This is a genomic window from Gemmobacter denitrificans (assembly GCF_036964905.1).
In the GTDB taxonomy this organism is placed as follows: Bacteria; Pseudomonadota; Alphaproteobacteria; order Rhodobacterales; family Rhodobacteraceae; genus Gemmobacter; species Gemmobacter denitrificans.
The window spans coordinates 297,822-317,251 of the sequence record NZ_JBALHR010000003.1; the positions used below are offsets into that span (position 1 = coordinate 297,822).

Below are 19,430 nucleotides of genomic sequence, written 5' to 3' on the forward strand. Positions count from 1 at the left end.
GAAGATCTTGGCGATGAAGAAATTCGTGATGGCCGCCCTGTGCGGCACCGTGGCAGGCGCCGTGCTGACCACCCAGCTGGCCGGCCCGCTCATCGCGCAGGAGGCGGCCAAGACCAGTTCGGTCTATGAACAGCTGGATCTGTTCGGCGACATCTTCGAACGCATCCGCGGCCAGTATGTCGAAGAGGTTGAAAGCAAGAAGCTGATCGAAGCGGCGATCAACGGCATGCTCACCTCACTCGACCCGCATTCCAGCTATTTGCCGCCCGAAGACTTTGACGACATGCAGGTGCAGACCAAGGGCGAATTTGGCGGTCTTGGCATCGAGGTGACGCAGGAACAGGGCTTTATCAAGGTCGTCTCGCCGATGGATGATACGCCCGCCGACAAGGCTGGTATCCTTGCGGGCGATTTCATCACCCATGTGAATGGCGAAAGCGTACTGGGCCTGACCCTGGATGATGCCGTGGACAAGATGCGCGGCGAAGTGGGGTCGGAAATCATCATCACCGTGGTCCGCGAAGGGGTGGAAGAACCCTTCGACGTGTCCATCATCCGCGACACGATCAAGCTGACAGCCGTCAAGGGCCGGGTGGTGGGCAATGCCGTGGTATTGCGGATCACCACCTTCAATGACCAGACCTTCCCGGGGGTGGAAACCGAGTTGAAAAAGGCGGTTGAGGAACTGGGCGGGGCCGACAAGGTTTCCGGTCTGGTGCTTGATCTGCGCAACAATCCGGGCGGCCTGCTCAATCAGGCCATCGCGGTATCGGATGGCTTCCTGGAGAAGGGCGAGATCGTTTCGACCCGTGGCCGCAACCCGCAGGATGGTGAACGCTTCAACGCGGCCGAAGGCGATCTGATCGGTGGCAAGCCGATCGTGGTGCTGATCAATGGCGGTTCGGCCTCGGCGTCGGAAATCGTCGCGGGTGCCCTGCAGGATCATCGCCGCGCCATCGTGGTGGGCACCAAGAGCTTTGGCAAGGGATCGGTGCAATCGGTGATCCCGCTGCGCGGTGAAGGGGCCATGCGGCTGACCACGGCACGGTATTACACGCCGTCGGGCCGGTCGATCCAGGCGCTGGGCATTTCGCCCGATATCGTGGTGAACCAGCCGGTCAAGAAAGAGGGCGAACAGGGCACCGAAGCGGCGGCGCTGGAGGCGGAAGCCAAGGCCCGCAGCGAGGCCGATCTGCGCGGCATCCTGTCGAATGACAGCATGACCGAGGATGAAAAGCGCCAGTATCAGGAAGAACAGGAAAAGGCCGCCGAAGCGGCAAAGCTGCGCGACGAGGATTATCAGCTGGCCTATGCGGTGGATATCCTGAAAGGCGCGTCGGCCATCGCCATCAAACCGCAAGAATAACGCAAAGGGGGGCCGGGCGACCGGCCCCGATCAAACGCAATGACCATTGACCCCGCCGAACTGCCCTATCGCCCCTGCGTGGGGGTTGTGCTTGTCAACCGTGACGGGTTGATCTTCACCGGCAACCGCAAGGACAGCAGCACCCCTGCCTGGCAGATGCCGCAAGGGGGCATTGATGACGGCGAAAAGCCCCGCAAGGCCGCACTGCGCGAATTGTGGGAAGAAACCGGTGTGACCGAGGACCTGGTAGAATTCATCGCCAAGACCGAGGACTGGGTGACGTATGACCTGCCGCCCGAATTGCTGGGCAAGGTCTGGGGCGGCAAGTATCGAGGGCAAAAGCAGAAATGGTTCCTGTTCCGCTATCTGGGCTCTGACGCGCAGGTGAACATTGCCACCGAACACCCGGAATTCGACCGCTGGCAATGGACCCGGGCGGATGAGATGATAGCCTCCATCGTGCCCTTCAAACGCGCCGTTTATGAACAGGTGGTCGCGACCTTCCGCCCCCATCTGGCCTGATCCTGCTGGCAGATTTGCGGGTGTTGACCGCAATCATGGGGTGATCCATGCTTGCGGCAGGACCATTGCCGGTTGGAGGGGGAAATGCCTTTGGCTCTTTACACCTTCGGGATGTTCATTGCCCCTGCGGAAGATCCGGCGAATGACGGCTTTCATGCATTGAACGATCCCGTGCTGCAGGCAGTCGATCAGGCCCCCGGTCTGATCGCGCGATCAGGCTATGCCTCTGATCTTGATGGAAGCTCCTGGGGCCCCGAGGTCTATCCGCGCTTTTACCAGGAACGCGGTGACGGCTGGTCCCCGGCGACCTTGTCGCTTTGGGCCGATCCGGAATCGCTGTTTGCCTTCACCTATCATGGGCTGCACGCGGCTGCGTTCCGGCGCGGACGGGAATGGTTTGTCAAACCGCAATGGCCGCCGCTGGTGCTGTGGTGGCACGAAGGTCCGGCCTATCCGACATGGGCCGAAGGGGTGCATCGGCATGAACACCTGCATGACCACGGCCCCAGCCCGCAGGCCTTTACCTTGAAACACGCCTATGACGCGACCGGCGCCCCTCTCACGCTGGACAAGGATCGCATCCGGCGGTTACGCGATACGCAGGGCTGACGGCGCTAGAGCAAGACCGGGGAGCGATCCCCGCCGGCATAACGGCGCAGCACTGCAGGGTAGAGGTGGTGTTCCTGCACCAATACCCGCGCGGCCAAGCTGTCTGACGTATCACCCGGCAAGACCGGCACCCGCGCCTGCCCGAGGATTGGCCCGTCGTCCAGAATGGCCGTTACCTCATGCACCGTGCAGCCCGCCTCGGTATCGCCGGCTTCCAGCGCGCGCTGATGGGTGTGCAGGCCGGGATATTTCGGCAAAAGCGATGGGTGAATGTTCAGCATCCGCCCTTCGAAGCGGGCAACGAAATCCGGTGTCAGCACCCGCATGAAGCCCGCAAGGCACAGGATATCGGGATTGGCCGCCGCGATGTGGCGCAAAAGCTCCGCCTCGAAGGCCGCACGGTCACGGCCAAAGGGGCGATGGTCCACCGCCGCAGTGGGCACGCCCAGGTCGCACGCCTTCACCAGACCGTCCGCCTGCGGATCATTGCTGGCGACCAGCACGGGCCGCGCCGGGTGGTCACCGGTCATCGACCGGACCAGCGCCAGCATGTTGGAGCCACCCCCCGAAATCAGGATGGCGATGCGTTTCACAGCAGGCGGCCCGTATAGATGACACCTTCGCCTTCGACCACGCGGCCCAGACGCGTGACGGTTTCGCCTTCGCTGCGCAGCAGGGCTTCGATCGCGTCGGCGCGGTCAGCCGCCACGGTGACGATCATGCCGATGCCGCAGTTGAAGGTTTTCAGCAGTTCGGGTTCCGTCATCCCCGCCGTTTCCGCCAGCCAGCGGAAGACCGGCGGCAGGGCCCAGGCAGATAGGTCGATTTCGCAAGCTAGGCCTTCGGGCAGCACACGCGGCGGGTTTTCGGTCAGGCCACCCCCGGTGATATGGGCCAGCGCATGCACGCCCCCCGCGCGCACTGCAGCCAGCGCCTGTTTTACATAAAGCCGGGTCGGGGCCAGCAGCGCCGCACCCAGATTGCCTTCCCCAAACGGGCAGGGCGCATCCCAGCCCAGCCCCGAAAGCTCCACCACCTTGCGGACAAAGCTGTAGCCGTTGGAATGTACCCCGTTGGAGGCCAGCCCCAGCAACACATCGCCCGCCACCACGCCCGACGGCAGATCGCTGCCGCGTTCCATCGCGCCCACGGCAAAGCCTGCAAGGTCGAAGTCGCCCTTGTGATACATGCCGGGCATTTCTGCCGTCTCGCCGCCGATCAGCGCGCAGCCCGATTGCACGCAGCCTTCGGCGATGCCTTCGATGATGCGGGTGGCCTGATCGACATCAAGCTTGCCGGTTGCAAAGTAGTCCAGAAAGAACAGCGGTTCCGCGCCCTGGCAAACCAGATCGTTCACGCACATGGCGACAAGGTCGATGCCGATCGTGTCCACATTGCCGGTATCGATGGCGATGCGCAGTTTGGTGCCCACGCCGTCGGTGGCCCCCACAAGGATCGGGTCGTTGTAGCCGGCGGCCTTCAGATCGAACAGCGCCCCGAACCCGCCGAGCCCCGAAACGGTGCCGGACCGGTTGGTGCGTTTGGCAGCAGGCTTGATCCGGTCCACAAGGCGGTTGCCCGCATCGATGTCCACGCCCGCATCGGCATAGGTCAGTCCGTTCTTCTGCGTCATCTTGGGCCCCATCCAGACAGGCGATTCACTTGCGCCTGCGCTTAACGCAAGCGCGCCGATGGGGCCAGCGGTTTTGCCGCACATCCCCCATGTGGGATGCGGTGCGGGCCTTGCGATCACACTTGTGGCGGAACAGCCGAGGGTGGAATGGGCGGCGGTGGAAAGAGATGATCATAGGCCCAGTTGAAGGCCAGCGCATAGACCATGTAGAACAGCGCAAACCCGAGATCGAGCAGAAAAGCCTCCCACAGGCCGACCTGCAACCACCATGCGATGAAGGGCATCAAGACCGCCAGCAGCCCGATTTCGAACAGCACCGCATGGCCGATGCGCATCACGAAGGTCTTGTCGGTCTTTCCCCGCGCGGCCAGCAAGGTCCGGTCAAAGCCCCAATTGTACAGATAGGTCCAGATCACGGCCAGAAGGGCACTGCCTGCAGTCACCACACCCAGATGTGCCATCGGCATATCCAGCAGCAGGGCCGCAAGTGGCGTGATGATCAACAGACCAAGGATTTCGAACAGCAGCGCATGGCGCAAACGATCGCGGAAGGTACGCATGAGACAAGCTCCGGTTGGCTACGGCGGGCCGTCCCGCAGGCAATCTGTTCTTGAAGGTCGTCCTTCTGGGGCAGAAGATAGGCGATGCGGCACAGAATGAAAAGGCGCGCGGGCCGCGCCATATCAGAGAAAGCCGATCACCAGATTGCCGCGCTTGCGCCCGGCTTCTGCAAAGGCATGCGCTTCGTGGATCCGGTGGAAGGGTATGGCCGTATCGACCACCGGACGGAAGCGGCCTTCTGCAGCAAGGCGGGCAAGCTCAGCCAGATCTGATCTGCGTTCCGGGGCGGGGCCGGTCAGGATCTTGCGCCGCCGCAGCGGATTTCCCAGCCCCGACAGCATGTCTGGCAGACCTGCTGCCAATGCCGCCAACCGCCCATCGGGCGCAAGGGCTGCTGCCATGTTGCGCAGTGTGGCGGTGCCGGTGGTGTCAAGGATCACATCCCATTGACGCCCCGGCGCGCGAGCATCGAAGCCTTCCGCCTCCAGCATCCCGGTCTCCAGCCGTGCCATGATTTCCGCCTGATGTCTGCGAACAAGCCCGGTCACCTCGGCGCCAAGCGCGCGCCCGATCTGCACCGCCGCAGAGCCCACGGCTCCGGCGGCACCCATCACCAGCAGCTGTTCGCCGACCTGCAGTTGCGCCCTGTCCCGCAGGAAATGCAGCGCCGTCGTGCCGCCAAACCCAAGCGCCGCCGCCTCGGCCGGGCTGAGCTGTGTCGGGCGTGGGATCACGGCACCCTCAGCCTGCAGAACACAAATCTCCGCATGGGCCCCGGCCCGAAGCCCGGTCATGGCCACCACCTCGTCGCCGGGTGCAAAGCGGGTGACGCCCGGGCCACAGGCGATGACACGGCCGCAAAGATCATGGCCCAGCACGGCATGGCGTGGCCTGTTCCACCCCAATGCCAGCCGGGCCAACAGGCCAAGGCCCGGCGGAAAGCGACCCGCGCGAATACGCAGATCGGCGGCGCTGAGTGTGCTGGCAATCACCTTGACGGCAATCTGGCCGGGCCCGGGCTGGGGGTCGGGCATTTCGACAATCTCAATCACCTCGGGCCCACCATAGGCCCTGACCCGCGCCGCGCGCATGGGCTTCTTCCTTTACCGGTTCAATCTGTTCGCGCGGGCAGGCTGACGTGCAGCTCACCCAACGTCAACGGGCGCGCTGGCCTAACCAGACATATTTCGGCGACTTTAAACCTGTGGTTTATTCGTTTTCTGGCGTTCCCGGGCAGAAATATACAGCGCGCACCCAATCAGAACCGCAACACCTGCAAAGGTCCAGCCATCGGGAAAATCACCGAAGAACCACCAGCCGACCGCGACAGCCATGACCATCTCGGTATAGGCCAGCGGGGCGAGCAGGCTGGCTTCGGCGCGGTCATAGGCCATGACGATCAGGAAATGACCCAGGGTGGCAATCAGCCCAAGCGCCACGAACAGTGCCCATTGTGCAGGGCTGGGCCAGAGCCAAACAGCCCAGACCCCGGCGCTGACTATCACAGTGCCGATCAGGCTGGTCTGGAAGGTGGTGACCATGGCACTGTCACGCCCCGCCATCCGCCGCGTCAACAGCATGTAGAGCGCAAGCGCGGTGCCCGAGGCCAGCGCTAGCGCCATGCCAGGATTGAAACTTTGAAATCCGGGGCGAATGATGATGAGCGTGCCGACAAAGCCCACAGCAACAGCACTCCAGCGTCGCCGCCCGACAGTTTCGCCCAGTATCAGGGGCGACAATGCCGTGACCACCAGGGGCTGCACGAAAAAGATGGCCAGCGCATCGGCAATGGGCAGGAATTTCAGTGCGAAGAAGAAACAGAAGGTCGCGGCGATCAGGAACCCCGCCCGCAACGCGTGCAGCGCGGGCCGGTCAGGCCAGAGCCGACGCGGCCCGCCTTCGGCCAATGCGAAGGGCAGCGTCATCACTGTGCCCATGACCATGCGCGCCCAGACGATCTGCAGGATCGGAACGCCCTGCTGGCCCAGAACCTTGGCCACCACATCCAGAAAAGGCAGGATTGCCATGGCCGCCAGCATGAGCCCGACCCCCGCCAATGTTCCCTGCCCGCTGCGCATGTTTCCCCCTGCCTAGCCCCCTTGGTGGCACAGTGCCACGCCGCTGGATCGCCCCAACGCGACCTTTGTGCCGCTTTTGGCGAAAGCCTCTTTCCGCACCGGGGCAAACCTGAAACAATATCCTGAAGAACAACAACAAGAGCTTTGCCATGGCCGAACCCCGCACCCCCCGCCTTTGCGTCCTGATTGATGCCGACAATGTGCCTGCAAGCTATGCCGACGCGATCTTTGAAGAAATTGCCAGCCTGGGCGAGGCTTCGGTGCGCCGCATCTATGGTGACTGGTCGGCACAACGGCTGGGGGGGTGGGCGCGCAAGGTGGCGGCACTGGGTCTGGTGGCGGATCAGCAATTTTCGAATACCAAGGGCAAGAATGCCTCGGATATCGGTCTGGTGATCGCCGCCATGGATTTCCTGCATTCCGGCCTGTTTGACGGTTTCGTGCTGGTCAGTTCCGACAGCGATTTCACCCGTCTGGCCGCGCGCATCCGCGAACAGGGGCTGGATGTCTATGGCATCGGCGAAAAGAAGACGCCCGAGGCCTTTCGCATGGCCTGCAAGCGGTTCATCTATGTGGAAAACCTTGGATCTGACGAGACCGAGGAAGCCCCGGCGGAACCCGCAAAGCCGGGACAACCGGCTGAAGCGAAACCTGCCGGTCGGCGCGAAAAGGAACCGCCGCAAAATGCCATTCCGCTGATTGCCGCTGCCATGCGCGCCATCGACCCCGAAGGTGAATGGTATTCCCTGGGGCAGGTCGGCCAATATATCACGCAGGCCAACCCGGATTTCGACACCCGCACCTATGGCAGCGCGAAACTGTCCGATCTGATCCGCAAGATTACCAGCCGGTTCGAGGTAAAGCCCGGACCGGGTGGTCAGTTGCTGGCGCGCGACCGGTCGTAACCCGCGCTAGCTGTCACGCCGCCCGACATAGCGCGACCAATGCGGCATGGATTTCACCCCGCCGCCCACATGAATCTGCCCCGGCAGGTCATAGCCCGGGGGAAACGGGCCCGCGTCGGGAAAGCGGTAATGGGTGTCGTGGATGCAGGCATCCGGGCGGATCAAAGGCCAGACCATATCGGCCAGAAAGGCCTGATCGGCAAAGCGGTTGTCAAAATAGCGCGGTGCTGCGGCCAGCGTGGTGCGGATATCGGGAAGAACGCCAGCCACCCCGCCCCACATGCCCGCCAGCATCAGTTCCATATGGTAAAGGTGGTCGCGCATGACGTGAAAGCGCTTGCGCGAGAACAGCCAGTCCTGCACCGCCAAAAGCTCCTTGGCATTCAGGCGGCTGTCTGCATCACGGCAGAGAAAGACATTCACCCCCGGATCATCCGAGGCCAGAAACCGCCACATCGGGCGCAGCCGGGCATCGTCGGGGCGATCCATCAGAATGACCTGCGCGCCATGTGCGCTCAGGGCCTCGCGGGCATCGGCCGGGACGGAAGTGTCGCAATAGAAGCGCGCTGTCCAGCCGACATAGAGATGCGGCGCGATCTGGGCATTGATGATCGCGCCGGTCACATATTCCGGCCGGTCGCCCCACAAGGAAAAGGCTATGATGTTTCGGCTGCGCCGATCGGGATCAAAGCTGCGTCCCCAGGGGCGCAGGGTCTGCCCGGCCCATGGGGTTGTTGCAAAGCTCTCCATGGCGCGCCGGTCCTTCTGCTGCAGATTGCGCAGCCCTTCGATCTGCGCCTCGGCCATCGCGCCGCAGCGCCAGAGCGACGTGACCAATGCGTTGCGCGTCGGTGCATCTTCGCGCAGGGCAACCGATTGCCGCAACGGCGGGACAGCTTCGGCCCAGCGGCCTTCGCGCTTGAACAACGTGCCCAGCATGGACCACCCGTCAGGATCGTTCGGATGGGATTGGCAATAGGCTGCAAGCACAGTCAGCGCCGTGTCAACCTGTCCGGCATCGCGCAGGGCAAGCCCTTGATGCAATTGGCCCCGCCCGTCTGGCGCCAGCGCAGCGGCCCGGGCAAAGGCCTGCGCGGATTCGATGAACCGGGCTTCGGATTTGAGCTTGCGTCCTTCGGACAGCCAATGGGCAGCGTCAGATACAAATGGGGCAGGAACGAGCAAGCGGACACCTTTCAGGGTAGAGTGTGTCCAGCTTAATTCAGCCCTCGGTTTGCGGCAAGCTTCGGACAGGCGTGCGAACGCCTGCGAGGCGAAAGGATGGGCAGCAAGCGATGCAGGTCAGTCGCGCGCGGGGACTGCATACCGGGCGAGGAACATCTCTACCGCGCCCCGGACGACCTTGTCGGCATCGGCGGGCGGGCAGCAGGCGCTGACGCCGAAAATCACCTGTTCATGCAGGGTGACCTTGCACAGGGCCGCGAATTGATCGGCAGCAAAGGTCAGATCATCAATCACCAGCTCGCCGCGCGCGACGGCCTTTGACAGATATTCAACCAGCCGCTCCCGCACCAGAATGGGGCCGGAATGATAGAATTCATGGCCCAGTTCCGGGAACCGGTCCGCTTCGGCGACGCAGATACGAAACACCCGATTGGCGAAATCTGAGGTGAGAAAGGCGACCAGCCGCCGTGCGGCCTCGGTCAGCACAACTCGGGCCGGGGCGGATTGGTCGATCAACTGCACCGCTTCTTCGGCCTGGCGGCGGCATTCGGCCTTGGCCACTTCCATGAACAGCAGCCGTTTGTCGGGGAAATAGCTGTACAGCGTGGCCTTGCTGACCCCCGCTTCGCGCGCGATGTCATCAACCGAAGCCCCTTCGAATCCGCGTGCCAGAAAGATCGCCCGCGCACCCGTCAGCACTTGCTGAACCTTGCGGCCCTTGCGGATGGCCTCGTCTGCACCCTGCCGCGCCCCGCTTTGGGAATGGGCAGGTTCGTAAGGGGGGGCTGGGTTGCGGGTCATGCCCGGAACACTAACCCAGCCCGCCCCGGCCCGACAAGTCGCCTTGCGCTGCGTCACTTGGCCGGGTCTGGGCAGGGACTGGTGCCCGACGGATCAATGCAGCCGCGCGAAACCGGTGCAGGGTCTTCGGGGAAGCTCAGGTCCGGCAGCACAAAGGGTGCGCCTTGGGCGCTGGCAAGGCCCGGGGCCATGACCGGGATAAGGGCGAGCAGCAGGGCAGGAAGCAGTTTCATCGCAAACTCCATGACTGAACCGTTCAGTTCAGAATCAATATTGAACCGAACGGTTCAGTTTGCAAGTGATTCTGAACTGAATAGTTCATTTTGTCGTGGTTGCCTTTTCGCAGCGGGTGGATAGATTAGAAGTATTCTAAAAAGGTGCCCCATGTTCTCTGCGCTCTCCCAACGCCGCCGCTTTTCCGATCTGTCAGAGCAGGATGTTCTGGCCTTGGCGATTTCCTCCGAAGAGGATGACGCCCGCATCTACCGCAGCTTTGCTCAGCGTCTGCGGGCCGATTACTCCGCGACGGCAGCGGTTTTCGATGCCATGGCCGAAGAAGAAGATACCCACCGCCAGCGCCTGATTGATCTGCATCGCGCCCGGTTTGGCGATGTGATCCCGTTGATCCGCCGCGAACATGTGGCCGGATACTACGCGCGCCGACCGGTCTGGCTGCAACAGACACTAAGCCTTGACGCGATCCGGTCCGAAGCTGCGGGGATGGAAGCACAGGCCGAGGCGTTTTATCTGCGCGCGGCGCAGGCCACGCAGGATGCCGCGACCCGCAAGCTTTTGGGCGATCTGGCCGCAGCAGAAGGCGGACACCAGCGCAAGGCCGAGGGGCTGCAGGCTGCGCTGCCCGAAGAGGCCACCGCCGAGGAAGACCGCGCCGCACATCGCCAATTCGTGCTGACCTGGGTTCAGCCCGGATTGGCCGGGTTGATGGACGGATCGGTTTCCACCCTCGCGCCGATTTTTGCCACGGCTTTTGCGACACAGGACACCTGGACGACCTTCCTTGTCGGTACGGCGGCCAGTGTGGGGGCGGGGATCTCCATGGGCTTTACCGAAGCCGCACATGACGACGGGGTTCTTTCTGGCCGGGGCAGCCCGTGGAAGCGGGGCCTCGCTTCGGGCGTGATGACCACATTGGGCGGCATGGGCCACGCGCTGCCCTATCTTATCCCCGAATTCTGGACGGCGACGACCATCGCCATGGTGATCGTGTTCGTCGAACTCTGGGCGATTGCCTGGATCCAGAACCGCTATATGGAAACTCCGTTCCTGCGGGCAGCCTTGCAGGTTGTGCTGGGTGGTGCTTTGGTCTTTGCGGCGGGGGCCCTGATCGGGGGCGGTTGATCCCGCACCGGAGGGAGGAGGGTTCATGTATCGCAAGGGTGAGGTGAGCTATCAGCCATTGCCGCTGCCAGACCGGGTGCAAATGCCCGACGATCAGGCTGTGGCCGAGGCCGAGCGATTTCTGGCCTATATGCGCCGCCGTCATTCGGTGCGGGATTATGACCCGAGGCCGGTTCCCGAAGCGGTGATCGCTGCCTGTATCGCCGCAGCAGGCACGGCGCCGTCGGGCGCCAATCACCAGCCATGGCATTTCGCGGCCATTGCCGATCCGGCGATGAAGGCACGCATCCGTGCTGCGGCCGAAGAGGAGGAACGCGCCTTCTATGCCGGTGGGGCAGGGGATGAATGGTTGGCCGCGCTGGAGCCGATCGGAACCGGTGTGTCAAAACCCCACCTGACCGATGCGCCTTGGCTGATCGTGGTGTTCGCGCAGCGATATGGCATGACCGAGGACGGTGCGCGCTACAAGAACTACTATGTCCCCGAAAGCGTGGGAATTGCCACCGGCATGTTGATTACGGCCCTGCATCATGCCGGGCTTGTCTGTCTGGAACATACGCCCAATCCGATGAAATTCTTGCCGGAAATGTGTGGCCGACCGGAATCGGAAAAGGCCGTGATGATCCTGCCGGTGGGTTGGCCTGCCGATCATGCCACGGTGCCGGCCGTGGCCAAGCGCAAGAAGCCTCTCGACGCGATCATGACGGTGTTTCGCTGACCTTTGCGACCTGTGTGGTTTGCGGTCTGACGGACTGGCCGAACAAGCGGGGTTTCATGGGAATGGCCAGCGCGCCATTCCCTATGGGTGTTTGTTGGTGTGGTCTCTCTGCTTTTGGGGTGTGGGCGCAGGGTGCAAAGCGGCACAATCCACTTGTGAGAGCAGATGTTAACCGCGCGGCAAGTTCACAGGTCCACCGTGAAACCTTGTGGGGCGGTGTGATTCGGCCCCCTTGTGCAAAGGATCCGCTTCATGTCCCGAAATCTACTGACCGTACTCTCCTGCATGGGCGCTGTCTTTGTGGCCTCGGCCAGCGCCGCGCAGGACTTCCAGCCCGCTCTTGAAAGCTACTACGCCGAAACCCTCTCGGCTCTGGCGACGGATGCGACCCTTGCTGCCGCGATTACCGCGCAAAACGCGCAAAACGGCGGACTGGATCAAGCCGCGATCGATGCGCTTGATACCGCCTGGCGGGCCGAGGTCGGGACTGCAAGCACGCCGACCATCACACCCGTGATCAGCAATGCCACATCCGATTTCCTGCGGGGATTTGTCGAACAGTCGGGTGGACGTATCACCGAAATCTTCGTGATGGATGCAAAGGGCCTGAACGTCGCCGCCTCTGCCGTCACGTCGGACATGTGGCAGGGCGATGAAGCCAAATTCTCTGAAACCTTCGGAAAAGGCGCCGGGGTTGTGCACTATTCCGAGGTTGAGAACGACGAATCCACAGGGCGCTATCAGGCCCAGATTTCCTTCACTGTGGTTGATCCTGCGACGGGTCAGCCGATTGGTGCAGTGACGGTTGGGGTCGATGCCGAATCCTTGATGTGAACGAAGGCAAGGGCGAACCATGAAAAACGATGTAGCGGCTGCCCCTCTGACCGGGCTTGCTGCCCTGTTCCGCAGGGCTTCCCTGAACCAGAAAGTCACATTTCTGATCGGCCTCGCGACAGCTATTGTCTGCATTGCGAATATCGCCCTTGGGTATCGTTCCACCGATACCATCACCCGAACATCGTCCATCCGGTTTGCCGAAACGTCGTTGGCGGGGCTGAGCTATCGTTCCGCTGGCGCGCTGCGTTTCGGGGATGCCAAGGCCATTCAGCAATTTGTCGATCAATTGCGCGAAATGGCTGGCCCCGATTTGCGGCTGGTTGTGGTCACGGGGCCGGACGGTGCCGTGATGGTAACGGCGGGCGAGGCGCCGGATGCTGCGGTGGGAACTGTGACCGAAGCCGCCCGGCAAGCCACTTCGGCGGTGACCGAACCACTGCCATCGGGCGAGTTCATCACCACGATGAAGGTGTCCTCTCCCGATGGCAAAAACCGCGTTGGCGGTATTTCTACCCTCTGGTCAACACAAGAGGCGTTGGCCATCGCGCATGACGGAGATGTGTTGAACTGGGTGATAGCGGGCGGGATTTTCATCGCCATGCTGGGCATCAGTGGATGGGTCCTGCAGGTTAGCCTGTCACGACCGATGCGCGCGCTTGGGGCCACTCTCGATCACGTGGCGCAGGGGAATTATGACCAACGTGTGGAAGGGACCGACCGGCAGGATGATCTGGGTTTCATGGCCCGACAGATCGACAATCTGCGGCTCAAGCTGCACGAGGCACAGCAGCACGAGGCCGCACGGCGTGAAGAACAAAGCCGCAGGATCGCCGATCTGGAGGAACAAAACCAGGTTGTTGCAGGGTTGCGCGATGCCTTGGGGGCACTGGCCCGCCAGGATCTCACCAAGCACCTGGATCGCGTGTTCCCCGCCGCCTATGAACCTTTGCGGCACGACTACAACAGTGTGCTCAAGGCGTTGACCGAGATCATCCTTCAAGCCCTGCGCACCGCGAATGAGATGGTGAATGGCACCGAAAAGCTGGCGGCCTCTGCCGAGGAACTGGCCCAGCGTTCAGAGGGGCAGGCCGCGACGCTGGAAGAGACGGCGGCCTCGATTGCCGAGATTGTCTCTGCTGTTCAATCGTCCGCATCGAATGCCGATAGCGCAGCAGTTGTTGTGCGCGACACCGAAGATCGCGCAAGACAATGCGAAGAAATCGTGCGCGGCGCTGTCGACGCGATGACCATGGTCGAAGCCGGGGCGAGTGAGATTGCCCAGATCATCTCCATGATCGAGGATATCGCCTTCCAGACCAATCTTCTTGCGCTGAACGCGAGCGTCGAGGCGGCACGGGCCGGAGATTCAGGTCGGGGCTTCTCGGTCGTCGCCGCCGAAGTGCGCACTCTGGCCCAACGGTCATCGGCGGCGGCACAACAGATCAAGGGGTTGATCGATACCAGTGCCGTGCAGGTCGACAATGGGGTGAAACTGGTCAGAAAAGCCGGTGAAACCATGTCGGGCTTTGCGGTGCAGATCTCGACGATCAGCAATCTGGTTGCATCCATTGCCCATTCTTCAGGGGAACAGGCGCGCAGCATGGCCGAAATCAATTCGGGCGTCAGCATGCTGGATCAGGTCACCCAGCGGAATGCCGCGATGTCGCAGGACACGTCATCATCTGTGCAGCAGTTGCGGCATCAGGCCGACCAGCTTCTCAACAGCCTGTCGCGCTTTGCGATAGAACCCGGAAAAGCGCAGTTCCGTCATGCTGCGGAATGATCTTGCCGGCAGGGTGAGCCTGAAAGTTCGCCTACCCTGAACACTGTGTCGGGCTGACGGTGACGTATAATCCGATTTTGCCGTCCGGCTTGGCAAGGCGGGTCTTTGCCCCTATTGCAGGCAGCAGCGAACATGGACCCGGGTGCGACCCCCGGGTGGCTCTTCCGGCCGCCAATCCGCCGGACCACCTGAACCGATAGCCGGATCAAATCTTGGCGCGATCATCCAGCATCGCGCCAATAAGGATACCCAGAAATGAATTCATTCGATGCTTACCGAGCCCAGTGGTTTGGCAATATCCGTGCCGATCTGCTGGCTGGGCTTGTCGTTGCCTTGGCTTTGATCCCCGAGGCGATTGCCTTTTCCATTATTGCGGGCGTTGACCCCAAAGTGGGGCTTTATGCCAGCTTTTCCATCGCCGTGCTGATCGCGTTTGTCGGCGGGCGGCCCGGCATGATTTCCGCTGCGACCGCCGCGACGGCTGTGCTGATGGTCACCCTGGTGCGCGATCACGGGCTGCAATATCTGCTGGCCGCCACGGTTCTGACCGGGCTGATCCAGATCGCCATGGGCCTTCTGAAGCTTGGCTTCGTCATGCGCTATGTGTCGAAATCCGTGATGACCGGGTTTGTAAACGCGCTGGCCATCCTGATCTTCCTTGCCCAGCTGCCCGAGCTTGATCCCCGGCTGGTCAACGGACTGACCTATGTTCTGGTCGGGGCCAGCCTCAGCATCATCTATCTGCTGCCTTATGTCACCAAGGCCGTCCCATCCCCCTTGGTCGCCATCCTGGTTCTGACAGCCCTGACGCTGACCTTCGGCTGGGATGTGCGCACGGTGGGTGACATGGGGGCATTGCCCGATACATTGCCGGTTTTCCTGATCCCCGATGTGCCGTTCACGCTGGAAACCCTGTTCATCATTCTGCCCTATTCCATGGCCATCGCTGTCGTCGGCCTTTTGGAAAGCCTGATGACCCAGAACCTTGTGGATGAACTGACTGACACGAAATCCGACCGTAATCAGGAATGTATCGGTCAGGGGATTGCCAACACCGCGACCGGATTCATCGGCGGTATGGCTGGTTGCGCGATGATCGGGCAAAGCATGATCAATGTGAAATCGGGCGGGCGGGGCAGGCTGTCGGCCTTTACGGCGGGCGCGGTGCTTCTGGTACTGGTGGTCTTTCTGGGGGAATGGGTTGCGCAGATCCCGATGCCTGCGTTGGTCGCAGTCATGATCATGGTGTCGATCGGCACTTTTTCCTGGGCCTCCATCCGAAACCTGACCCGTCACCCGCGGTCATCCTCTGCCGTGATGATCGCGACGGTGGTCTCCGTGGTCTATACCCATAACCTTGCCATCGGCGTTCTGGTCGGGGTGTTGTTGTCGGGCATCTTCTTCGCCAGCAAGATCGCGCAACTGTTTGCCGTCACATCGACGCTGTCGCCGGATGGACGTGTACGGACCTATCGGATCATCGGGCAGCTATTCTACGGCTCGGTCGAGGATTTCGCGGCGGCGTTCGACTTCCGCGAGGCATTGGACAAGGTGAATATTGATGTCAGCCATGCCCATATCTGGGATATTTCATCAGTTCAGGCGCTGGATATGGTCGTGCTGAAATTCCGGCGTGCCGGGGTCGGGGTCGAGATCATCGGTATGAACGAAGCGTCTGAAACCATCGTTGACAAGCTGGCCATTCATGGAAAGCCGGATGCGCTGGACAAGCTGATGGCGCATTGACGGGACAAAGGGGGGGCGCAGCGGCGCCGCCCCTATTTCGCCCTTTCCTCGACGCGGATGATGCGACCGTCTTCCAGCGTCAGGATGCGGTCGGCGGCGTCAAGGATCCGGTTGTCATGGGTGACCAGCAAGGTCGTGGTGGCACGCGCCTTGCCCATGCGCTTCAGCAATTCCACCACATCTGCCGCACTGTCCTTGTCCAATGCGGCCGTCGGCTCGTCTGCCAGAACCAAAGCAGGGTTGGCAACCAGCGCGCGCGCGACAGCCACCCGCTGCTTCTGCCCGCCTGACAGATTGGCGGGCAGATAGTTGACCCGATCCGACAAACCGACAAGGCCAAGCACATGGGTTGCGGCCTGGTTTGCCAGCCGGTTCGCCACCTTGCCCTGCACCTGCACCCCCATCATCACGTTCTGGGCAGCAGTCAGGCTTTCGTGCAGGTTATGTGCCTGAAAGATGAACCCGAGCCGCCGCCGCAGGGCGGTCAGATGCGCATCGGTTGCGCCGTTCAGCTCCTGCCCCAGAAGCCGCACCGAACCATCCTGAACCGACCGGAGGCATCCGATCAGCGTCAGCAATGTGGTCTTGCCCGATCCTGACGGCCCCATGAGCACGGTCAGACTGCCACGTTTCAAAGTCAGGTTCACATCGAACAGCGCCTGTCTGCTGGCCTCGCCCTTGCCGAACCAGTGGTTCAGGCTGTGGATTTCGACAATGGTGTCGTGCTCCATCTTGCCCTCAGAACAGATCGGCCGGATCGGCGGCAGCCAATCGGCGGGTGGCGATCGCCCCGGACAGGGCCGAAAAGACCACCGTGCCCACAAACACCGAAAAGGCCATGGAAAAGGTCATGGCCAAGGGCAGATTGGTCATCATCCCCATCAGTTTCAGGATCAAGCTGCCAAGGGTCAGCCCGGGGATGAAACCCATGAGGCCCAGAACCAGCGCCTCCTCCAGGACAATTCCAAGAAAGAACCCGGGCGCATAGCCCATGGCCTTGAAGGTGGCATATTCCCGCAGATGGTCTGACACATCGGTGGACAGCACCTGATAAACGATCACGATTCCGACCAGCACACCGATCAGCACCCCGAAACCGAAGATGATGCCGGTGGGGCGTTTGGTCTGCTGATAGCGCAGATCCTCGGCCGCCGCATCGGAATAGCTGCGGATGCGCAGACCGGGATCAGAGATCAAGACTTTCAGCCGCCGGATCACGGCCTCAGGCTCGGCGCCGGGGCGCAGCGACAGAAGAATATGGTCCGGGGCCGCCGATCTGCGGGCCGGGAACAATGACAGAAAGGTCTGGTCGGACACCAGCATGTAGCCATCGCCGCTGAAACCTCCGCCACCGGCAAAAGTGGTATAGGCCGTGATGGTGCGGCCCTGTGTTTCAAATGTCAGCGGCGATTGCGGGCGCACTGCCGCCGCCTCATCCCTGTTCAATCCCCGGGCCAGCCGGTCCAGCAGTGCCGCATCCTTGACCTTCAGGAAGTTGATTTCGGCGGTAATTTCGGTCGCCAGAAATCCGGGCTTGGCCGGATCGATGCCAAAGGTGGTGAGGCTGATGTCCTTCGCCCCCCGGTCCCATGCCGCATTGGCAAGAAACAGCCCCATCCCGTCGGTCACATCCGGGTCGGCCATCGCTTGCAACAGCCATTGCCGCGCAACATTTCCGCCATCCGTCAGGGAATTGGCGTCTTCTGCCGAAATCATCACATCGGCCTGAAACAGTTTGTAGGGCCGATAGGTCGCAGCCGCCATCGAGTTCATGATGCCCAGTTGCACAAAGACCAGCACATTGGCGAAGGCCACACCGGCCAGTGCGGCCGCAAAGCGGGGGCGGTTATGCGTCAGTTGCAACCAGCCGATCGGCAACCGCCCGAACAGCGCATGAAGGATCCGGATCATGGTGCGGCCTTGGTGTCGATCCGCGCAATCGCCTCGAGATTGGTGAAGCGGGAGGCCAGATCGGACGAGGGCGCATCCAGTGCCACCAGAACCCGGATCACCCGGGCATCCTTGTTTTCGGCGGCATCATCCGAAATCAGACCCTGCCGCCCAACCATCAGCCCGATGCTGTCAACCTTGCCCCGCAACGAGTGGCCAAGCGCGGTCGCGGCCAATTCCACCGCCTGACCGGTGCGCAAGGCGGTGATCCGATCCTGCCAGATCTCCACCTCGGCCATCATCTGGCTGGTATCGCCCATTTCCATGATCCCCTCGGCCGGTGGCCGCTGGCCCGGCGTCGCGTGAATATCCAGTATTGTGCCCGAAATCGGTGCGACAACCTCGGATCGCGCGAGATCCAGTTTGGCGCGCTGAAGATCGGCCTCCGCTGCCTCCAGATTGCGGCGTGCCACGATGACATCGGGTTGTTCATCCAGCGCAAGGGCGGCATAGCGCGTCAGGGTAGCTTGCGCCCGGATCACCGCAAGCCGCGCCCCCTCGGCGGCAGTTCTGACCGAATCCAGCGTGGCTTCGGTGGCGATCTTGCGATCAAACAGGGCTTCGGTCCGCGCCAGCGTGGCTTCGGCCTCGGTCGCATTTGCGATGGCCTGATCCAATGCGGCCTGCGCCTCATCCCGGCTGGCCTGAACCGTGGCGCGAATTTGCATCAGGGTCGCCTCGCGCACAGCCAGGGCGGCCTCGGCCATCAGGACGGCGCTGTCCAGCGCAACCCGGTTGTCCAGTCGCGCCAGAACAGTGCCCTTTTCAACTCGGTCGCCAATCGCCACCAGCACCTCGGCCACGCGCGCATCCCCGGCACCGAAGGGCGCTGCCACGACCGACACATCCCCCCGCGGCATCAGCCGCGCAAGCCCGACGACATCGGTGGGCAACATGGTTGCGGCCATCTTGGGGGGCAGGTCGATGTCGGGCGGAATCGCGATGGGCGTGTCAGACCCGCCGCCCGGCTGCAGCCCAGTAAGGGCATAGAATTTCTGCAGGCCTGGCGGCTGGAAATACATCCCCAGAACTGCGCCCGAAAACAGGAAGACAGGGATCAGAAACACCAGCAAATAGCGTTTGCGAAACCAGCGGCGTCCGGGTGCGGCCCGATCCGGCGACAGGGGCAGTTCGAGCGGCAGGTCAGGCTTGGCTGGGTCTGTCATGGATACTCTCGGCTTGGCGCCAGACAAACGCCATGGCGCAGCGTTTCCGTCGCAGGAATTTGCAGGCAGATTTGGGTGCTTGTCAGCCCGCCTGGAACGGTTTTGGTCAAAGGTTGCATTTGGTCACGCATATGCCTTGGCCGGGTCTGCATAGGCCATTCCGCCTGACTGACGCTTGATCCAGATCAGAATGGCGGAATTAAAGTCAGAT

General features: G+C 62.2%; 20 protein-coding genes and 1 other annotated feature. Of the genes, 9 read left to right on the forward strand and 11 right to left on the reverse strand.

Translation table 11 applies throughout. From position 1 onward, the window contains the following. The first annotated feature begins 13 nt into the window (after positions 1-13). From V6590_RS07165 to V6590_RS07175, 3 genes are all read left to right on the forward strand, one after another. Positions 14-1,366 (forward strand): S41 family peptidase, encoded by a 1,353-nt coding sequence (locus V6590_RS07165; protein WP_335421354.1) that lies wholly within the window; start codon positions 14-16, stop codon positions 1,364-1,366. A 39-nt stretch (positions 1,367-1,405) separates the two neighbouring features. Then, the gene (locus V6590_RS07170) at positions 1,406-1,888 is read left to right on the forward strand and encodes an RNA pyrophosphohydrolase (RefSeq protein ID WP_335421356.1); all 483 of its coding nucleotides are present in this window, start codon (positions 1,406-1,408) and stop codon (positions 1,886-1,888) included. An 84-nt stretch (positions 1,889-1,972) separates the two neighbouring features. Then, positions 1,973-2,497, forward strand: a complete 525-nt coding sequence (locus V6590_RS07175; RefSeq protein WP_335421358.1) for a DUF3291 domain-containing protein — start codon at positions 1,973-1,975, stop codon at positions 2,495-2,497. Positions 2,498-2,502: 5 nt separating this feature from the next. On the opposite strand, the gene purN is transcribed toward V6590_RS07175, so the two are convergent. From purN to V6590_RS07200, 5 genes are all read right to left on the reverse strand, one after another. Further along, the gene (purN, locus tag V6590_RS07180; protein WP_335421360.1) at positions 2,503-3,090 is read right to left on the reverse strand and encodes a phosphoribosylglycinamide formyltransferase; all 588 of its coding nucleotides are present in this window, start codon (positions 3,088-3,090) and stop codon (positions 2,503-2,505) included. Continuing rightward, complete coding sequence (purM, locus tag V6590_RS07185; protein WP_335421362.1) at positions 3,087-4,130, reverse strand: phosphoribosylformylglycinamidine cyclo-ligase; 1,044 nt, start codon at positions 4,128-4,130, stop codon at positions 3,087-3,089. The genes purN and purM overlap by 4 nt, the downstream gene beginning before the upstream one ends. A 116-nt stretch (positions 4,131-4,246) precedes the next feature. Then, on the reverse strand, positions 4,247-4,690 hold the full coding sequence (locus V6590_RS07190; RefSeq protein ID WP_335421364.1) for a PACE efflux transporter: 444 nt from the start codon (positions 4,688-4,690) through the stop codon (positions 4,247-4,249). 123 nt (positions 4,691-4,813) lie between these two features. After that, complete coding sequence (locus tag V6590_RS07195; RefSeq protein WP_335421366.1) at positions 4,814-5,782, reverse strand: quinone oxidoreductase family protein; 969 nt, start codon at positions 5,780-5,782, stop codon at positions 4,814-4,816. Positions 5,783-5,887: 105 nt separating this feature from the next. Continuing rightward, complete coding sequence (locus tag V6590_RS07200) at positions 5,888-6,769, reverse strand: DMT family transporter (RefSeq protein WP_335421368.1); 882 nt, start codon at positions 6,767-6,769, stop codon at positions 5,888-5,890. A gap of 149 nt (positions 6,770-6,918) precedes the next feature. Here V6590_RS07200 and V6590_RS07205 point away from each other — a divergent pair, with 149 nt between their 5' ends. Then, positions 6,919-7,674 (forward strand): NYN domain-containing protein, encoded by a 756-nt coding sequence (locus V6590_RS07205; protein WP_335421369.1) that lies wholly within the window; start codon positions 6,919-6,921, stop codon positions 7,672-7,674. A gap of 6 nt (positions 7,675-7,680) precedes the next feature. On the opposite strand, the gene V6590_RS07210 is transcribed toward V6590_RS07205, so the two are convergent. From V6590_RS07210 to V6590_RS07220, 3 genes are all read right to left on the reverse strand, one after another. Next, on the reverse strand, positions 7,681-8,859 hold the full coding sequence (locus V6590_RS07210; RefSeq protein ID WP_335421371.1) for a tetratricopeptide repeat protein: 1,179 nt from the start codon (positions 8,857-8,859) through the stop codon (positions 7,681-7,683). Between the two features lie 117 nt (positions 8,860-8,976). Beyond that, the gene (locus V6590_RS07215) at positions 8,977-9,660 is read right to left on the reverse strand and encodes a TetR/AcrR family transcriptional regulator (RefSeq protein WP_335421373.1); all 684 of its coding nucleotides are present in this window, start codon (positions 9,658-9,660) and stop codon (positions 8,977-8,979) included. 53 nt (positions 9,661-9,713) lie between these two features. Continuing rightward, a complete protein-coding gene (locus tag V6590_RS07220; protein ID WP_335421375.1) occupies positions 9,714-9,893 on the reverse strand; it encodes a hypothetical protein in 180 nt (59 codons plus the stop codon). A gap of 151 nt (positions 9,894-10,044) precedes the next feature. On the opposite strand from V6590_RS07220, the gene mbfA reads away from it, so the two are divergent. The 5 genes from mbfA to V6590_RS07245 all read left to right on the forward strand — a co-directional run bounded on the left by mbfA (position 10,045) and on the right by V6590_RS07245 (position 16,103). Continuing rightward, a complete protein-coding gene (gene mbfA / locus V6590_RS07225) occupies positions 10,045-11,019 on the forward strand; it encodes an iron exporter MbfA (protein WP_335421377.1) in 975 nt (324 codons plus the stop codon). 25 nt (positions 11,020-11,044) lie between these two features. Further along, positions 11,045-11,737: a nitroreductase family protein gene (locus V6590_RS07230; RefSeq protein WP_335421380.1), complete on the forward strand. Its 693-nt coding sequence runs from the start codon at positions 11,045-11,047 to the stop codon at positions 11,735-11,737. Between the two features lie 252 nt (positions 11,738-11,989). Next, the gene (locus V6590_RS07235) at positions 11,990-12,571 is read left to right on the forward strand and encodes a hypothetical protein (RefSeq protein ID WP_335421382.1); all 582 of its coding nucleotides are present in this window, start codon (positions 11,990-11,992) and stop codon (positions 12,569-12,571) included. Between the two features lie 19 nt (positions 12,572-12,590). Next, positions 12,591-14,357, forward strand: coding sequence for a methyl-accepting chemotaxis protein (locus V6590_RS07240; protein ID WP_335421384.1), 1,767 nt, complete (start codon positions 12,591-12,593; stop codon positions 14,355-14,357). Positions 14,358-14,488: 131 nt separating this feature from the next. Further along, positions 14,489-14,546: a sequence feature (sul1 is cis-regulatory element that is thought to sense ions involved in sulfur or methionine metabolism; They are found in Alphaproteobacteria), on the forward strand. 66 nt (positions 14,547-14,612) lie between these two features. Next, entirely contained in the window at positions 14,613-16,103 is a 1,491-nt protein-coding gene (locus tag V6590_RS07245) for a SulP family inorganic anion transporter (RefSeq protein ID WP_335421386.1), read from the forward strand. Positions 16,104-16,135: 32 nt separating this feature from the next. Here the strand turns inward: V6590_RS07245 and V6590_RS07250 are convergent, their stop codons facing one another. Genes V6590_RS07250 through V6590_RS07260 form a run of 3 tightly spaced genes read right to left on the reverse strand, consistent with a single transcriptional unit; the run spans position 16,136 to position 19,219 of the window. Further along, a complete protein-coding gene (locus tag V6590_RS07250) occupies positions 16,136-16,834 on the reverse strand; it encodes an ATP-binding cassette domain-containing protein (protein ID WP_335421389.1) in 699 nt (232 codons plus the stop codon). 7 nt (positions 16,835-16,841) lie between these two features. After that, positions 16,842-18,014 (reverse strand): FtsX-like permease family protein, encoded by a 1,173-nt coding sequence (locus tag V6590_RS07255; protein ID WP_335421392.1) that lies wholly within the window; start codon positions 18,012-18,014, stop codon positions 16,842-16,844. Next, positions 18,011-19,219: an HlyD family efflux transporter periplasmic adaptor subunit gene (locus V6590_RS07260; protein WP_335421394.1), complete on the reverse strand. Its 1,209-nt coding sequence runs from the start codon at positions 19,217-19,219 to the stop codon at positions 18,011-18,013. Before V6590_RS07260 ends, V6590_RS07255 begins: the two co-directional genes overlap by 4 nt. Positions 19,220-19,430 lie beyond the last annotated feature (211 nt).

Bases quoted from the DNA above. Each gene is read 5' to 3' on its own strand.
- V6590_RS07165 (WP_335421354.1), top strand. From the start codon at position 14: ATGAAGAAATTCGTGATGGCCGCCCTGTGCGGCACCGTGGCAGGCGCC.
- V6590_RS07170 (WP_335421356.1), top strand. From the start codon at position 1,406: ATGACCATTGACCCCGCCGAACTGCCCTATCGCCCCTGCGTGGGGGTT.
- V6590_RS07175 (WP_335421358.1), top strand. From the start codon at position 1,973: ATGCCTTTGGCTCTTTACACCTTCGGGATGTTCATTGCCCCTGCGGAA.
- purM (WP_335421362.1), bottom strand. From the start codon at position 4,130: ATGACGCAGAAGAACGGACTGACCTATGCCGATGCGGGCGTGGACATC.
- V6590_RS07190 (WP_335421364.1), bottom strand. From the start codon at position 4,690: ATGCGTACCTTCCGCGATCGTTTGCGCCATGCGCTGCTGTTCGAAATC.
- V6590_RS07195 (WP_335421366.1), bottom strand. From the start codon at position 5,782: ATGCGCGCGGCGCGGGTCAGGGCCTATGGTGGGCCCGAGGTGATTGAG.
- V6590_RS07200 (WP_335421368.1), bottom strand. From the start codon at position 6,769: ATGCGCAGCGGGCAGGGAACATTGGCGGGGGTCGGGCTCATGCTGGCG.
- V6590_RS07205 (WP_335421369.1), top strand. From the start codon at position 6,919: ATGGCCGAACCCCGCACCCCCCGCCTTTGCGTCCTGATTGATGCCGAC.
- V6590_RS07215 (WP_335421373.1), bottom strand. From the start codon at position 9,660: ATGACCCGCAACCCAGCCCCCCCTTACGAACCTGCCCATTCCCAAAGC.
- V6590_RS07220 (WP_335421375.1), bottom strand. From the start codon at position 9,893: ATGAAACTGCTTCCTGCCCTGCTGCTCGCCCTTATCCCGGTCATGGCC.
- mbfA (WP_335421377.1), top strand. From the start codon at position 10,045: ATGTTCTCTGCGCTCTCCCAACGCCGCCGCTTTTCCGATCTGTCAGAG.
- V6590_RS07230 (WP_335421380.1), top strand. From the start codon at position 11,045: ATGTATCGCAAGGGTGAGGTGAGCTATCAGCCATTGCCGCTGCCAGAC.
- V6590_RS07235 (WP_335421382.1), top strand. From the start codon at position 11,990: ATGTCCCGAAATCTACTGACCGTACTCTCCTGCATGGGCGCTGTCTTT.
- V6590_RS07240 (WP_335421384.1), top strand. From the start codon at position 12,591: ATGAAAAACGATGTAGCGGCTGCCCCTCTGACCGGGCTTGCTGCCCTG.
- V6590_RS07245 (WP_335421386.1), top strand. From the start codon at position 14,613: ATGAATTCATTCGATGCTTACCGAGCCCAGTGGTTTGGCAATATCCGT.
- V6590_RS07250 (WP_335421389.1), bottom strand. From the start codon at position 16,834: ATGGAGCACGACACCATTGTCGAAATCCACAGCCTGAACCACTGGTTC.
- V6590_RS07255 (WP_335421392.1), bottom strand. From the start codon at position 18,014: ATGATCCGGATCCTTCATGCGCTGTTCGGGCGGTTGCCGATCGGCTGG.
- V6590_RS07260 (WP_335421394.1), bottom strand. From the start codon at position 19,219: ATGACAGACCCAGCCAAGCCTGACCTGCCGCTCGAACTGCCCCTGTCG.